Genomic DNA, 15,619 nt, shown 5'->3' on the forward strand with positions numbered 1-15,619 from the left:
CCCTGATGTATCCTTCCCCCATGACTTTGACGATCCTCGCCTGTTACCTCGCGGTCCTCACCTTCGAGCATCTGCTCCGCATAATGAACCTCAAACATCTCAGGCGCCAGGGTACAACGGTCCCCGATGGCTTCGCCGGCGCGGTGGATGAAGGGAGCCTTCGCACTGCAACTGCCTATACCCTCGACCGGAGTCGCCTGGGGATTGCGGAATCACTGGTCGACAGCGGCCTCCTTGTCGGGTTTCTCTTCGCGGGGATCCTTCCTCTCTTCGACCGCTGGGTTGCCTCGCTGACCTCCTCGTTCATCCTCGGGGGTGTCGTCTTCTTTCTGCTTCTCTCCCTCGTTCAGAGTGCACTGGCGATCCCCTTCGGACTCTATGAAACATTCGTCATTGAGCGTCGGTACGGCTTTACCACCATAACGCCGAAGCTCTGGTGGTCCGACCTGCTTAAGTCGACATGTATTTCAATGACGCTTGCCACGCTCATGATTTCCGGCGCTTTCGCCCTGGTTGCATGGAGTCCCCTGCACTGGTGGCTCTGGGTCTGGGGCTTTCTCGCGTTTCTGACCCTGTTTCTCATGTACCTCTCACCGTATGTCATCGAGCCGTTGTTCAACCGCTACGAGCCGGTGAAGACCGAAGGGCTGGAAGAAGAGATCCGTGCCATGGCCGAGCGGGCCGGACTCAGGGTGAGCCGGGTTATGCAGGTGGATGCCTCCCGGCGCAGCCGCCACTCCAATGCCTACTTTACCGGCATCGGCCGGGTGAAGCGCATCGTGCTGTACGATACGCTGCTGGGCCAGATGACCCACGCGGAGATTCTGGCGGTCCTGGCCCATGAGATCGGCCACTGGAAGCTCGGACACATCCGCCGGAGGCTTATTGCCGGTCAGGCAGGTGCCCTTGCCGCTGCCTGGCTGGCGTGGCGGGTCACATCATGGGAGGGGCTGCCCGGACTTCTCGGGATGACGGAGGCGACGTTTCCGGCCCGGCTCGTGATCGTCGGCTTCATCGGTACCTTGGCGCTCTTTCCGCTCACGCCCCTGTTTGCCTGGTTGTCGCGCCGGCAGGAGCGGGAGGCCGACCGATTCGCAGTGGAGCTCTGCGAAAATCCCGCATCGCTCGCTACGGCGCTGGTTAAACTTTCCCGGGAAAATCTCTCCAATCTCCATCCGCACCCCCTCTACGCAGCATTTCACTATTCCCACCCGCCGGTGGTTGAACGGGTGCAAGGGCTGCTGGCGCTGGCGCGAAAAGAATGATCTGTGCGAGTGTGGACGGCAGTGGAGGCAGGGCGTTACTGAAGAAGAGGCTTTGAGAGGGTTCCCCGGATCGGCAGCCGGTAGTGACCCGGCGTTATCAGGTATTTTGCCAGAAGGGTGAAGACGAGCTTCTGCCGGTCCAGGAATGCGGGCCGGGGCATCAGCTCCAGGGACAGATTGAGGGGCGAGTTCCCCATGGGAGCCATGAGGGGCATGGTGCCGCTCAGGCGGACGTAGACGTCCTCTCCCTGGAGGGAGAAGCTGTCGATGGTTGCCCTGCCGCCGGCTACCCTGACCATGCCGCGCACCGTTTCGTACACGGCGTCCGGCAGAGGAACACCGCTGATCGTTGCTCCGCGGATGTGCGCTCCCTTCACCGCCAGTTTCACTTCGCCCCCTTTGGATCGCCCCGTGCCGGCAAGGGTGGCGTCAGCTGTCATCACTCCTTTGATATCGGCGTCGGTGGCGGTCCGGAAAAAGGGGATGTCCTCCAGGCGAACGTCACGTGCGGAGAAAACCCCCGTGCCGGCCCGGGGCCGGAAGGTGCCGTCGAACTGTCCCGCGCCGATAGAGCCGTCCACGTCAACGGAGACTTTTCCCGCCAAAAGCGGCAGGAGTTCGAGTCGCGTCCGGACAGTGTCCAACCGCAGGAGCGGCCCCCGGTTGTCGGCAATGGTAACACCCCGGGCGGAAACGCCCAGCGGAAACGCCTTGCCGAAGTCGGACGCGCTGAAGTCGTAACCCTGCCGGGCAAACCAGCGGACGGTCAGCTGTTCCAGTTCCCGCGAGGGGACCAGAAGAAGGGTGAAGATTAGGATGAGGAGCAGGCCGGCGATGATGCCGGCGCCCCAGGCGAGCCAGCGCTGTGCCGTCATCGCGCCCCCTGAGGTGCGCCGCGCAGCAGTGCCACGGTAAGAGTCAGGTCGAGTTTTGACGGGTCGTCGAAGCGGGTGCGCAGCAATGCTTTTCTGATAATGGCGGGGCGTTGGCCCTTCTCGATGCGGTGAAGGAGATTGACGGCTTCATTTGCCGTGAGACTGTCAATTTTGATGTCGGCTGCTTCCTCGGTAAAACCGTTTTTCAGTTCGGTTTTGAGAGGGGTGATGCGAAGCGATTTGCCGCGGATGCCGGTTTCTTCCACGAGCTTTGCGGGCGAATCGTCTGCGCGGACCGCGGCCAGCCTGTTTGCAAGGCGCATGGATGTGCTGCGGGCCTCCTGGTAGCGCCCCTTCAGGCGGAGCATTTCCACCAGGTCCGCTTCACGTCGTTGCCGCTTGTTCTCCAGAAGGCCGATCCGGTTGTACACGAAGGAAAAAATCACGGCGAGGGCGAGGATGGCTATGACCCCGTAGCCCCAGCGCAAGCGGGTGGGGCGATCCATGTCGTTCCATGTGTCGCGGATTCTGTTAAGCGCACTCATTTCGCCACCTCGCTGATGGTCCCCCTGAGGGAGAACGTGACGGACCCGTCCGGTTTTGCCGTGATCTGTCCCACCTCTGCTCCGGCCAGGACGCCGGCAAGTCGGTCGCGGTACTGGCTGACTGCCTGGCTGGAGCGGGCGTCTCCCTTGAGGCGCACTGCCGTGCCGTCGATCTCCACTTCGAAAAGGCCGGTCACGTCGTCGCCTTTGGCCTTTGCCAATCCCCGCAGGGTATTCAGGATGTGGCTCCCTGCGCCTGCCGCGCCGAGTCTGCGGATCTCAGCCTTCAGTTCACCCAATTCGTCAACACTCTTCTTCCGTCCGGGGAAAACCTCCCGATAGAGGGCGGCAATGGACGCGTCCACCGATGCCAGGTCCCGCTTCACCATGGTATAGCGGATGCCGGCGTCGGCGGCAAGGAGCAGAAGCAGAAGCACTGTCAGGATCGCGGGGATGCGGAGTTGACGCTTGAGTTGCTCACGTCCTCTGGTCCAGGCGAGTTCGCCTGCGCGAAAGGTTCCGATCCGCCCGGTCTGGAGCGCACGCGCCAACGCCCATGCGCCGGCACTTTCCCGAGCGGCCGCCTCATCCCCGCCGAAGGCGGCTGCTAGGCTGTCGGTTACGGGCAGCGCCAGCATGGGTGCTCCCGCTGCTTCCGCAGTCGCGTTGCCCACGGGAGAGCCGTGCCGGAAGAGCCGTTCAATCCGTACCTGCCTGGCCATTTCCAGCGCCGCCAGGGTGCGGGATAGTTCCCCCTCGTCCCTGCCAAGAGCCCTGAAAAAGAGGGGCTTGCCGTTCCCGTACACCGCCAGTGCCGTGCCGTCGGTGACGGCCAGGGTCGCTTCGGCTGCGTCGGAAGAGAGAAGTTCCTCCCAGTGGATGGGGGCGGTTGTTACCACCTCGGGGTCTATTCCCGCCTCGGTGCATGCCTGGACAAGGTGGGCAATCTCCCGCTTGCGCGCCCAGAGCGCCAGCACCTTCCCCTCGGCGGCCAGGGGCAGACCGTCGAAGACCAGATCCTCATTCTCCAGGGCGGTTTCTCCCTTCAGCTCCAGGGGAAGGAGCAGGCGGATCTTGGCCCGCTCATGGATCGGCAGATCGATTTCCCGGCTGAAGAGCCGGCCCAGCGGGATGGCGAGTACCGGCCGGCAGTCGTCGTCGGATGAGGCAAGTTCCCGGAGCGCCGCGGTCAGATCGGCCTCCGAAGCGGCAGGGCGGCTTTCGCGCCCTTGGAACACCAGTTCACCCGCCCGGGTGAAGAAACGGCTTGCCACCAGGTCCGTGCCGGTCCATTCGAGAATCAGATAAGTCATCAGTACTCTCTCCAGTAGAGATAGCGGGGCTGGGTTCCGTCAAGGTTCACCACTGCTTCCACAAGTCTGGTCACGTCGCCCACCGCTGCCCGGGAAACGAGACGATAGGTGCTTCCCCGAGCGCCGGCAAAGCCGGACAGTTTCCCGGCGATTGTCTCCATGCCGGGAATCTCGGATAATTCCCCAACGCTTTTGAATGGCTTTATGCGGCGCCGTTGCATGATGTCCCGGGCGATTCCTTCGCTGATGCCCTCGTCAAGTGCCATGAGCACCTGCAGGGGAGCGGTGTTCACGTTGATGGCCCCCCCGTCGACGAAGACCGTGGCAAAGGGACGGAGCCGCTCCAGGACGGCGGGTTCCACTCCCCGGACGAGCCCCAGTTCGCCGAAGGTGGCAAAGGGGGCGTTGCGGGGGGCATAGGGGGCGCTCAGTGACTGGTAGTAGGCAGATTCTCCGCCGTCGGGCCGCGGCTCGTCATTGGCGTCCAGCCAATCGGCCAGCGAGTCGTGAAGCGCTGTCGGCAGCTTGAGAGCGGTCAGCAGCCGGCGTTCCGCAGGGCCGTAAAATACATGTTCGTCACCGTTGGGAAGGGTGACGGCATTCAGGTTGAGCTTGCCGTCCTCTTCCTCAATGGTGATGCTCACCCGTCCCTTTTCATCTTCAAATTGAACGGGATCAGCAAGGAGCTGCTGCAGCCCCTGGTCATTGCCGGAGGTGCGAAGGTTCCGCAGCAGCGAAATCCCGCCGGTTACCCCTCCCTCGGCCATGAGGCTTGCCTGCTGCAGGTTCACGAAGTTGCGGTGGAGCGACGTGTCCACATAAACCCCATGGATGAACTCGGTGGTCACTGCGATGAGGAGGGCAGTCACCACGAGGGTCAGGATGAGGGCGAAGCCCCGCTCGGACTCCGATCGTCTCACGACTGCCGCCCCTTGGGCCGGGCAAGGGTAGTGAATTCCACCGTCTGGTCGCCCTGCCGGACCCGGATGGTTATCCTGACCCGCTCCGGAAGACGTGGGACCAGCTCCGTGTTCCAGGTCTTCACCCATTTGCCGGCATCGTAGCACTCCACGAGAAACCCTTCGATTGCCTCCATCTGCGGATAAGGCATCGGCTTCACACTCCCGAAGAGTTCAGTTGACTCGCGGGTGAGAGAGAGCGTGCTGTCTGTCTCCTTTACTGCATAACGGATCTTCTCCAGGTCGGACGCTGGAAGGTCGCCGGCCCGGGGCGGAGCTACGGCCGCAAACTCCAGACTCGATGCGGGCTTCCCGAAGATGTCCCGGTCCTCGACCACGAACCGCAGACGCACGTCGTTTCCCCTGAAAAATGCGCCGTCGATTTCACGCCGGAGGAGATCCAGGGTGCCGCGCAATTCCCGGCGTTCCTCGGCCCCCTCGTCGGTGCGTTCCTTAGCTCGCACCACGGTGAAGTAACTGGAGTAGAGGGCTCCGGCCACCACTGCCAGCAGCAGCATTACCACCAGGGTTTCCAGGAGAGTGAACCCCCGTTGGCCGCCGGGGCTATTTCGCCACGTAGCGAACAAGGCTCACCGTCCTCCGTGCATTATCCCACGAGATGGCCACGGTTACCTTCCGGAATCCCGGAACCTGCGTTGCCGTGGATGTCATTACCCATGCATAGTCCGGTCGAACCGGTGCAAAGGTGCCGTTGCTCTTTTCGGGAATGTCCTGTCTGGTGTCGAGATCGTCGAGCATCTGGCGACCCAGCAGAACGGCCACCCCTTCATCCCGATCGCGGCCGGCGACCGCCAGATGGTTGTTGACCACTCCGATCACCGTGAACACCACCCCCGCAATGATGGCAACGGCAATCATTACTTCGAGCAGGGTAAACCCCCGTGCGCCGATGGTTCTCACAGGGGCTCCTCCCGGTACCCTTCCGCGACTTTCACCTTGCCGGAGGACGGGTAGGCCATGACCGTCATAACGGCGTCGCTTCCCTCTGCCTTGAGATGGAAGACGGTAAACTCTTCAAATCCTGCCGCACCTACGGTGACCACCACCTCGCCTGCAGCACGCTTGCCGACCCGAGGGGTGAAGGTGCTGGCTATGCTGATTCCCTCGGGCAGGAGGCGCCGCCGCAGGATCGGATCGTCCGGCTCTCCTTCCGTGCCGTCCGGCAGGATCGTTGTGATGGCGATGGCGCTTTCGCCGGGCACCAGCTTCATGCGGTAGGCGGTCTTTGCTGTGATGGCCCGATCCTGGATGAACCGCAAGGTGGCGGCGAACTCACGGGCTGCCCGATGAAGGTTCGCCGTGTCGCCGGGCGTGAGCCGTGGAAGGACCAGCGCCGCCGCCAGAGCCAGGATGGCTATCACCACCACCAGCTCCATAAGGGTGAACCCGTGGTTATTGCAGGTTCCAGCTCTCGATGTCGGCATTCTTCCCTTCGCCCCCCTTCACACCGTCGGCGCCGAAGGAGTAGAGATCGTAGTCGCCGTGCTCGCCGGGAGACAGGTAGACGAAATCGTTACCCCAAGGATCTTTGGGCACCTGCTTGCTCTCCAGGTACCCCTCGGAGCGGTAGTTTTTCGGGATCGTTCCCACCGTGGGAGCGGCAACCAGCGCCATAAGGCCCTGCTCCGTGGACGGATAGGTGCCGCTGTCGAGTTTGTAGAGCTTGAGGGCCGTCTCCAGGTTCTTGATCTGCACTTTGGCATCGGCAACCTTGGCATCGTCGGAGCGGCCGATGATCCGGGGCCCCACCAGGGCTGCCAGCAGGGCCAGGATAGCGATGACCACCATGATTTCGATGAGGGTGAAGCCGCGTCTGTTGCGCAGGGTGTTATGCATGGTCCGTTACCTCCGGTTGGAAAAAATCAGCGAATGAGTTGATTAAGTTCAAAGATGGGGAGCAGTACCGCGACCACCACGAGCCCTACGGCCAGCCCCATGGCCAGGACGAGGAGCGGCTCAAGAAGCGCCATGAGGCCGGATACGGACGACTCGAACTCCCGCTCGAAGGCGCTGCCGGCCTTGCCGAGCATCTCCTCAAGCTCTCCCCCCTTCTCGCCAACGGCGACCATGTGGACCAGGAGAGGCGGAAAGAGTCCCGTGGTACGCAGAGCCCCCGAAAGGGTGCCGCCTTCGGCCAATCCGGCTGTTACGCCGGTGAGGGCGGCACGATAGTGGCGGTTGACCACAACCTGGGCCGTGATTTCGAGAGCCCGCATGACCGGTACACCGCTGGAAAGGAGGAGTCCCAGCACCTTGGCGAAGCGGGAGAGGATGAGTTGGCGCAGGAGACTTCCCACCACCGGAATCCGCAGAAGGAAGCGGTCGCGGCGGAGGCGGAAGGCATCGTCCTTCATGAGACGCCGGTAGAGCAGCACCACTCCGGCCACGGCGGCGATGCATGCCCACCAGAACGAGCGGAGAAAGGTGCTCGTCTTGATAAGGGCGATGGTGATGAGGGGGAGGGCTGCCCGATTGTCCTCAAAGATAGTGACGATCTTGGGAATGACAAAGGCCAGGAGGAAGAGCATTACCGCGCTTCCCACCAGGACCATGAGCGTCGGGTAGGCCAACGAGGCAGTGATTTTGCTCCGAATGGCCCGCTGTTCCTCGAGGAAGAGGGCGACTCGCTCCAAAACGGCGTCCAGGGCGCCGCTTGCCTCGCCTGCCGCCACCATTGCCACGTAGCTCTCGCTGAAAAGCCGCGGTTCGAGGGAGAGTGCCTTGGCCAGGTTGGCTCCCTCGGCCAGGCGTTCCCGAATCCGGCCGAGGGCCTTTTTGATCTCGCCGGGCTCCTCCTGCTCCCAGAGCGTGGTCACTGCCTCGTAGATCGGCACCTGGGAGCCCACCAACGTAGCAAGCCGGCGGGTCATGAGAGCCACCTGGGCGGGGCCTGCGTTTCTCCCTCCGAAACGTCGGGAGACGGTCCCCGCCGTCTCGGAGACTGGGCCAATGTCACGCGGATAGAGGCCGTCCCGCTTCAGGTGAAGCTTCGCCTCCTTCAGGCTCTCAGCCTCGATGGTGCCGGACGTCTCCCGTCCCCCGGCCGTATAGGCGCTATACCGGAAGGTCGGCATACTCCTCCTGCGTTACCCGCAGGACCTCCTCGATGGTTGTGATGCCCGCTGCGGCCTTGGCCAGGCCGTCGTCGCGCAGGGTCCGCATCCCCTTGCCGACAGCGTATTCCTTGATGGCTCCGGCCGGTTCCCGACGGATGATCATGGAGCAGATCTCCCCGTCCACGGGTAGGAGTTCGTAGATGCCGACCCGGCCCAGGGTCCCGAGGCCGAAGCATGCATCGCATCCCCGCCCCCGGTAGAGGGTTGAGGGGAGGGTGATGCCGGCGTAGTCCCGTTCCGGCGTGTAGGATTCGCGGCAGTGGGGGCAGATGCGGCGCACGAGCCGCTGGGCCAGAACAGCGGACAGGGACGATGCCACCATGAACGGTTCGATTCCCATGTCGACGAGTCGGGCGATGGCGGTGGCACTGTCGTTGGTGTGAAGGGTAGAGAGGACCAGGTGCCCCGTGAGTGACGCCTGCATGGCGATTTCCGCCGTCTCGGCGTCGCGGATCTCTCCCACCATTACGATGTCCGGGTCCTGGCGGAGAATGGCGCGCAGGCCCTGGGCAAAGGTCAGCTCGATCTTGGGATTGACCTGAATCTGGCCGATCCCCTTGACTTGATATTCGATGGGGTCTTCGATGGTGATGATGTTCTTTTCCGGCGAGTTGAGCCGGTTGAGTGCCGCGTAGAGGGTGGTGGACTTGCCGCTTCCCGTTGGCCCGGTGACGAGGATGATGCCGCTGGTCCGGCCGAGGAGGCGCTCCATGGAGCGGACGCCTCCTTCGGACAGCCCGATGTTTTCGAGAGAAATGAGCCCCTTCTGTTTGTCCAGGAGACGGAGCACCACGCGTTCGCCGAAGAAGGTAGGGATGATGGAGACACGGATGTCCACATCCCGTCCCGCTACGATTACCCTGATGCGGCCATCCTGGGGAAGGCGCTTTTCGGCGATGTTCAACCCGGCCATGATCTTCACGCGGGAGACCAGAGCTTCCTGCACCACCTTGGGAGGGGCGAGCTTGCGGTAGAGGATGCCGTCGATCCTGAAACGAACCTCCAGTTCCCGCTCGTAGGGTTCGATGTGGATGTCGCTGGCCCGCTCCTTCACCGCCTCCGAGAGGATCGAGTTCAGAAGCCGGATGACCGGCGCTTCGTCGGTCAGGTCCAGAAGATCCTTGGGCTCGGCCAGCTCAGTGGCGATGACCGAAAGGTCTTCCCCTTCAAGCTCTTCCACGACCTCCTGGGCCGAGCTGCCGAGCCGGGCGTAGAGATGGTTCACCGCGCCGAGCACCGTATCCGGCGTTGCCGCGGCCAGTTCCACCTCCATCCCGTAGACTCCCCGCACCTCATCGATGGCCGACAGATCCGCGGGATTGCCTGAAACAACCAGGAGCCGCCCATCCCGCTCCCGCAGGGGAAGGACGAGCCTGCCCCGGGCAAAAGCCAGGGGCAGCCGCGCGAGCAGTGCCGCATCCGCCTCATTGTCCCCGATCTCGGCCAGGAAGGGGATGCCGAGCCGCCGGGCGATCTGTTCCATGTCGTGTGCGTCCGTCATTTGCTCAGTTGGAGGTCGCGCTTGAGGTCAAAGGGAGCGTCGAGACTGAGCGCTTCGCCGAACTTGTCGCGCTGCTGGCCGGAGACATCGTTCATCTCCTCGGCTCCCCGAATGATGCGCGGCGTAAGGACGATCATCAGGTTGGTCTTCTCCCTGCGCGTCGATTTGGTCTTGAACAGCCAGCCCAGAAGCGGGATGTCGCCCAGCAGCGGGATCTTGTTGATGGTTTCGGTGTCCCGGTCCTGGATCAACCCGCCGATCACCACCGTGTCCTTGTCCTTGACCACGACAGCGGTCTTGGCCGAGCGCTTGGTGGTGACGAGGTCATTCGCCTGTCCCTTGTTTTCCTTTACTGCAGAAATTTCCTGGTAGATGTCGAGCTTCACGTACTCCCCTTCGCTGATCTGGGGAGTGATCCTGAGCGTGATGCCGGTATCCTTGCGCTCGATGGATTGCTGAGAAATTCCGCCGGTCGTCAGATTGGTCTGGGAGAGGAATGGAACGTTCTCACCCACGAAGATTTCCGCTTCCTTGTTGTCCGAGGTCAGGATGTTCGGGGTGGAGAGTACATTAATGGCGCCGTCGGAGACGAGGGCCTTGACCTGGGCCGACACACTGACGTTTTTCCCAAGTTCTTCAAGTGCTTTTACCAGGAGAAATTGCGGGCCGCTGGTGGCGCTGAGGAAATTGAACGGGTCCAGGACGGCGCCGCCGGACGCGTCGCCCTGCGTGCCCACGGCCAGCGCGCCGATCTGAACACCCACATCCTTGAGCTTGTCGAGGGAGACTTCGGCGATGAGGGCCTGGACGAACACCTGGCGCCGCCGTTTATCGAGCTTCTGGATCACCTGGAGGATGTTCTGGTAATCGACCGGCGAGGCCATGATCACCAGGGAGTTGGTAGCCTTGTCCGGCGTGACCGAGATCTTTCCACCCTCGAAGGGGGATTGAACGGGCGCCGCTGCGGGCACCCCGGGCTGCCCGGGGGTGGTGGGCGTGCCCTTGATGAGGCCGTCGATCACCTTTGCCACGTCGGTGGCATCGGCGTTCTCCAGATAGTAGACGTTGATCTTGCTGCTGGTGGTCGGCGGGACCACGTCCACCATGGCAATCAGTTTCTTGATGTCGTCCTTGTCCTGATCGCTGCCGAAAATGACCAGCGCATTGAGCCGGGTGTCGGGGACGATGAGGACCCCTGCGCTTGATGTTGCGGTAGCCTGTCCCGCCTGGCCGGCCGGCCGGCTTGTCTTGCCGCCGAGCCATTCGCGGATCACGCCGGAAACGCTGTCCGCCGAGGCATTTTTGAGGAAGATGATCTCGGCGCCCTCCCGCTTCTGGGGAGAATCCACCAAGGTGAGAATGCCGGTGAGTTTCTGGATGTTCAGGGCAGAATCAACCACCATCAGCATGTTGCTGGCGCCAAATGCCGCGATGTAGCCGTCCTTGGAGACAATGGGCTGGAGAAAGGCCACCGCTTCCTGGGCGGAGATGCGCTCCAGGGGGATTATCCGGGCCACATAGGCATCGCTCACGGGGAGGCGGTCCTTGTCGCTCAAAAGCCTCATTCCTGATTGCTTGGCTGCCGCCGTAGGAACCACCTTGTAGACCTTGCCGGCCTGTACAAGGGTGAACCCTTTCAGCTCCAGAACCGATGTGAACAGGCTGAACGCCTCATCCGGCGTCAGCTTGGAGGGGGAGTAGATGGAAATCTTTCCCTTCACCCGCTCGTCCAGGACGAAATTCTTGCCGGTCAGGTCGCTGATGAACTTCACCATGGTGGCGATGTCCACGTCGTTGAAGTTGAGAACCACCCCCTTGGCACTCGCCGGCAGCGGTGCAAGAAGGGCGCAGGCCAGGACGGCAGCGGTCAGCAGATTCAGGAAGCGTTTCTTCACGGAAATCCTCCGCACGTTATCCACAATGACAAGCATCTACCGTGCGCTTACCACAGCCCCCAAAAAAGGAACTCTGCCGCGCAGCGCAAAGCGAACGCCGTCATTGTGCTTATCGTATATCGTAGCTAAACGTAGTCGGCTGGCCGTCCCTGACCAGATCGAGCTTGATGCGGTTCTGCCCCTTGAGCGATGCTAGAGATTGGATGGCACGCTCAGGGGAGTCCACGGGGAGATCATTTATGCGGAGCAGAATGTCACCGTTCCGCATGCCGATCATTGAAAACACACCCGCAGGCTTGACCTCTGAAATCCGGAAGCCCTCGACTTTGCCCTCTTTTACGCTCGGCAAGAGGCGTGCATCGGTCATTACCTGGCCAAGATTTTCGAGGGCGGCGTTGAGAGCGCGCTGGTCAATTACGTAGCTTCCCGCCCCCACCTGAACCGCACCGGTTTGTGGTGCGACAGCCGGCGGAGGAGGGGCGGATGTCGGCTCGATTCCCATGGCCAGGGGGGTTGTGAGGCGAATTTTTCGTCCGTTGGCGAGGATTTCCACGCTCTCTTTCTGAACTCCCACGAGGGGGCCAATGCCGAACACGGTATCACCCAGACGAAAAACCCGTTCTTCAGGCGGCGTTGCCCGGCGGATGAGGGCGAATGTCTCCCGGAACGAACCGCGGGCCGTTCCCAGCAGGGTTAAATCTCCATGGGTCGGCGCAGGCTGCTGGGCTCCCGCCGCCCCCTGAACCGGTGCGGAGAGGGGCGTCAGTTTTCCCTGTGTCGCCCGACCGAACAGTCCCTGGTCCAGAATGGAGGCAAAACTCAGAATGTCGTCGGAAACAGCTGCGGCGGGGGCTCCGGTCGCGCCCATTGCGGTATGCGGTGCTGTCCGGGCCAGGCGATAGGAGATCAATCCGGCGGCGATCCGCGCGGCCGCCAGTGAGTTCAGCGCGATCAAGAGTGCAGTGAGGAGATAAACCTTTTTCATCGGGCCATTTCACGTGATTTTGACTGCTGCAATACTAGCACATCCATGGGTCGAGGCAAGAAAAAACACCGCTGGTGCGGCATCTGCAAGGGGTTTAGCCGCCCTCTGGTTGACAAACAACCCCTCGATTATTACATTTATCGGGTCAATTTTACTGAGGAGGTCCGTATGAAAATGGTGTCCTTGCGGTTCCTTAAGACCATGCTCACCGTTATCTGCCTGATGGCGTTGTCGGCGGGAGAAGTCCCAGCCAAAGTCATGGCTCCCGATTTTGTCACACTTGCCGAAAAGCTGAAGCCAACCGTCGTCAACATCAGTACATCAAAGAATCCGGCCCAGACAGCTCGCCCCCGTCGCCAACCCTCTCCCTTCAATGACCCGTTCCATGATTTCTTCGATCGCTTTTTTGACGAGGCACCTCGCCGTCAGCAACGGGAACGGAGTCTCGGCTCCGGGTTCATCATCAGTGATCAGGGCTTTATCATCACCAATAACCATGTGGTTGCCGGTGCCGACGAGATCAAGGTGCGCCTCTCCGACGGCCGCGAGTTCAAGGCGGAATTGAAGGGCGCCGACGAAAAACTCGACCTGGCCCTCATCAAGATTGAGTCCAAAGATCAACTCCCCGTTGCGATTCTCGGCAACAGCGATGAAATCAAAGTGGGCGAGTGGGTGATGGCGATCGGCAATCCGTTCGGCCTTGCCCAGACCGTTACCGCCGGAATCGTCAGCGCCACCGGTCGCGTCATCGGCAGCGGGCCCTATGACGATTTCATCCAGACCGATGCCTCCATTAACCCCGGTAACTCGGGAGGCCCCCTTTTCAGCGCCGAAGGAAAAGTCATCGGCATCAATACCGCCATCATCGCCGGCGGTCAGGGAATCGGGTTTGCCATCCCCATCAACATGGCCAAAGATGTCATTCCCCAGCTCGAGGAAAAGGGAAAGGTCATCCGCGGCTGGCTTGGGGTGACGGTTCAGCCCATAACTCCCGATCTGGCCCGCTCGTTTGGCCTTGAGGGAGAGCGGGGTGCGCTCATCGCCGACGTGGTGAAGGATGGCCCCGCCGCCAAGGCCGGACTCAAGAGCGGGGATATCGTGCTTGAATTCGACGGTAAGAAAATCCGGGAAATGAACGAGCTCCCGCGTATCGTAGCCGCCACCCCTGTGGGGAAGGCCGCATTGGTCAAGGTGCTGCGTGATGGCAAGATGCAGGATGTCGAAGTATCTGTCGGGCGCTTGGCGGATACGGGCGATGAGTCAGATCAGAAGAATGGTGAAGATAAACTTGGCATGGCAGTCAGGGAGCTGACACGCGATCTTGCCGCGCGGATGGGGCTTAAGGAGACTCAGGGCGTCGTTGTCACGGGTGTCAAGTCTGGCAGTCTGGCCGAGGAAGCGGGAATCCTGCCGGGCGATATCGTTCGGGAGATAGGAGGGCGTTCCATTACTACTATGGCGGATTACGAAACAGCGATCCGAGCCGTGAAGAAGGGAGACGTAGTCCGCTTTCTGCTGCGCCGCGGCGGTGGCAACCACTTCCTGGCAATCCGGGTCGAATAGCCTGGCTTCATACTTCAGAAGAAGGGGCATGTCTGCGGACATGCCCCTTCTTTATTGATTACAAGGAGATATCCTATGGTTATTTCAGTAGAGGCTGCCGATTATACAGCGTTTCCCTGTGCGGCGCTGCTGGTTGGCTGCCGTGAAGACAACCCCTTGGAGGACTCCCTTCTGGCACGTATCGACCAGCTTCTCCAGGGTGCCATTGCGTCGCTTGTTCAAAGCCGCGAGATTACCGGAGAGCTGAATCGGGTTACGATTCTTCATACGCTGGGGCGGCTCCCTGCTGAGCGCATTGTTCTTGTGGGGCTCGGCAACTCCGGTGCGCTGACTTCTGATCGGCTGCGCCAAGTGGGAGGGAGCGCCGTAAAAGCCTTGAAAGGTGCCGGCGTCACCCGTGCCGCCTCTGTCGTGCATCGGGCTGCTGGTGTCCCTCCCACGTCAGTAGCAGATATTGCCCAAGGATTGTCCCTTGGGGATTATTCCTTCGATATCTACAAAACGAAGCCGGGCACTACGGTCCCCGTGACGGAACTAGTCAATCTCTTTGAGCCGGGGACGGATACTGCCGATGCCGAACGTCTGCTCGCAGCTGATGCAACTATCTGTGAGGCTGTCTCCTTTGCCCGCGATCTCGTTTCTCAGCCCGGCAACGTGGCTACTCCCCTCTTTCTGGCGGAGAAGGCCCTTGAGTTTTCGGCCCGCCTCGGCATTGCCTGTACGGTCCTCGACCGTGACGAGATGGAGCGTCAGGGCATGGAGGGAATCCTCTCAGTTGCCAAGGGATCGCATCAGCTTCCCCGTTTCATTGTTCTCGAATATCGAGGAGGAAGTGCGGATAAGCGCCCCACGGTCCTGGTAGGAAAGGGGATCACGTTCGACTCGGGTGGTATATCGCTCAAACCCCGCGAGGGCATGGAGCGGATGAAAGACGACATGGCAGGCGCAGCGGCCGTTATGGGGGCTGTGATGGCCGTGGCGGGGCTACGACTGCCGGTGAACGTCATCGGGCTCATCCCGGCAGCTGAAAACCTGCCCGGGGGAGGGGCGTACAAACCGGGCGACATCGTCCGGACCATGTCCGGTCAAACCGTGGAAATCGTAAATACTGACGCCGAGGGTCGAATGATACTCAGCGATGCCCTGTTTTATGCTCAGCGCTTCAAGCCTGCCGCGGTAATCGATCTTGCAACCCTGACGGGAGCCTGCCTTGTGGCGCTCGGGAGTGCCGTATCGGGAGTCATGGGAAATGACGCCGCCCTTGTCAAGCTGCTCCGCAGGGCAGGGGAGGCGACGGGCGAACGTTTATGGGAACTGCCCTTGTGGGACGAGTATGGCGAGATTATGAAAAGTGATGTGGCTGACCTGAAAAACGCGGGTGGCCCCCACGCAGGAACCATTACCGCTGCATGGTTCCTGCAGCGTTTCGTGGGCAAGAGCCGGTGGGCTCATGTTGATATCGCCGGCACCGCGTGGGAGGAAAAGGGGCGGCCGTATCAGCCGAAAGGTGCCACCGGTGTCGGGGTGCGGCTGCTGGTCGAGTATCTGAAGGCAACCGTACGGTAGTCAAATCAGGGATAA

The 15,619-nt window shown here is 61.5% G+C and carries 15 protein-coding genes; 3 read left to right on the plus strand and 12 right to left on the minus strand.

Annotated elements, in window-relative coordinates; genetic code table 11:
* Window positions 1–20 precede the first annotated feature (20 nt).
* A complete protein-coding gene (locus GS_RS01580; RefSeq protein ID WP_010940986.1) occupies window positions 21–1,265 on the plus strand; it encodes a M48 family metallopeptidase in 1,245 nt (414 codons plus the stop codon).
* A 35-nt stretch (window positions 1,266–1,300) separates the two neighbouring features.
* On the opposite strand, the gene gspN is transcribed toward GS_RS01580, so the two are convergent.
* The 12 genes from gspN to gspC form a co-directional block, all read right to left on the minus strand.
* A complete protein-coding gene (gene gspN / locus GS_RS01585) occupies window positions 1,301–2,140 on the minus strand; it encodes a type II secretion system protein GspN (RefSeq protein WP_010940987.1) in 840 nt (279 codons plus the stop codon).
* Window positions 2,137–2,685, minus strand: coding sequence for a type II secretion system protein GspM (locus tag GS_RS01590; protein ID WP_010940988.1), 549 nt, complete (start codon window positions 2,683–2,685; stop codon window positions 2,137–2,139). The genes gspN and GS_RS01590 overlap by 4 nt, the downstream gene beginning before the upstream one ends.
* The gene (gspL, locus tag GS_RS01595) at window positions 2,682–3,998 is read right to left on the minus strand and encodes a type II secretion system protein GspL (RefSeq protein WP_010940989.1); all 1,317 of its coding nucleotides are present in this window, start codon (window positions 3,996–3,998) and stop codon (window positions 2,682–2,684) included. The genes GS_RS01590 and gspL overlap by 4 nt, the downstream gene beginning before the upstream one ends.
* Window positions 3,998–4,918 (minus strand): type II secretion system minor pseudopilin GspK, encoded by a 921-nt coding sequence (gspK, locus tag GS_RS01600; protein ID WP_010940990.1) that lies wholly within the window; start codon window positions 4,916–4,918, stop codon window positions 3,998–4,000. The genes gspL and gspK overlap by 1 nt, the downstream gene beginning before the upstream one ends.
* Complete coding sequence (locus GS_RS01605) at window positions 4,915–5,544, minus strand: type II secretion system protein GspJ (RefSeq protein ID WP_010940991.1); 630 nt, start codon at window positions 5,542–5,544, stop codon at window positions 4,915–4,917. The genes gspK and GS_RS01605 overlap by 4 nt, the downstream gene beginning before the upstream one ends.
* Window positions 5,522–5,878 (minus strand): type IV pilus modification PilV family protein, encoded by a 357-nt coding sequence (locus tag GS_RS01610; RefSeq protein ID WP_010940992.1) that lies wholly within the window; start codon window positions 5,876–5,878, stop codon window positions 5,522–5,524. Before GS_RS01610 ends, GS_RS01605 begins: the two co-directional genes overlap by 23 nt.
* Window positions 5,875–6,402: a prepilin-type N-terminal cleavage/methylation domain-containing protein gene (locus GS_RS01615; RefSeq protein WP_010940993.1), complete on the minus strand. Its 528-nt coding sequence runs from the start codon at window positions 6,400–6,402 to the stop codon at window positions 5,875–5,877. Before GS_RS01615 ends, GS_RS01610 begins: the two co-directional genes overlap by 4 nt.
* Window positions 6,371–6,814 (minus strand): type II secretion system major pseudopilin GspG, encoded by a 444-nt coding sequence (gspG, locus tag GS_RS01620; protein WP_010940994.1) that lies wholly within the window; start codon window positions 6,812–6,814, stop codon window positions 6,371–6,373. The genes GS_RS01615 and gspG overlap by 32 nt, the downstream gene beginning before the upstream one ends.
* A 26-nt stretch (window positions 6,815–6,840) precedes the next feature.
* Window positions 6,841–8,052: a type II secretion system inner membrane protein GspF gene (gspF, locus tag GS_RS01625; RefSeq protein WP_010940995.1), complete on the minus strand. Its 1,212-nt coding sequence runs from the start codon at window positions 8,050–8,052 to the stop codon at window positions 6,841–6,843.
* On the minus strand, window positions 8,033–9,595 hold the full coding sequence (gene gspE, locus GS_RS01630) for a type II secretion system ATPase GspE (protein WP_041913993.1): 1,563 nt from the start codon (window positions 9,593–9,595) through the stop codon (window positions 8,033–8,035). The genes gspF and gspE overlap by 20 nt, the downstream gene beginning before the upstream one ends.
* A complete protein-coding gene (gspD, locus tag GS_RS01635; protein ID WP_010940997.1) occupies window positions 9,592–11,490 on the minus strand; it encodes a type II secretion system secretin GspD in 1,899 nt (632 codons plus the stop codon). Before gspD ends, gspE begins: the two co-directional genes overlap by 4 nt.
* A 109-nt stretch (window positions 11,491–11,599) precedes the next feature.
* The gene (gene gspC, locus GS_RS01640) at window positions 11,600–12,475 is read right to left on the minus strand and encodes a type II secretion system protein GspC (RefSeq protein WP_010940998.1); all 876 of its coding nucleotides are present in this window, start codon (window positions 12,473–12,475) and stop codon (window positions 11,600–11,602) included.
* 168 nt (window positions 12,476–12,643) lie between these two features.
* Between gspC and GS_RS01645 the strand changes: the two genes are divergently transcribed.
* Together GS_RS01645 and GS_RS01650 are read left to right on the plus strand one after the other, a co-directional pair.
* Window positions 12,644–14,038, plus strand: coding sequence for a DegQ family serine endoprotease (locus tag GS_RS01645; protein WP_010940999.1), 1,395 nt, complete (start codon window positions 12,644–12,646; stop codon window positions 14,036–14,038).
* Window positions 14,039–14,113: 75 nt separating this feature from the next.
* The gene (locus GS_RS01650) at window positions 14,114–15,604 is read left to right on the plus strand and encodes a leucyl aminopeptidase (RefSeq protein WP_010941000.1); all 1,491 of its coding nucleotides are present in this window, start codon (window positions 14,114–14,116) and stop codon (window positions 15,602–15,604) included.
* Window positions 15,605–15,619: the final 15 nt, after the last annotated feature.

This window comes from Geobacter sulfurreducens PCA (genome assembly GCF_000007985.2).
Taxonomy (GTDB): Bacteria; Desulfobacterota; Desulfuromonadia; order Geobacterales; family Geobacteraceae; genus Geobacter; species Geobacter sulfurreducens.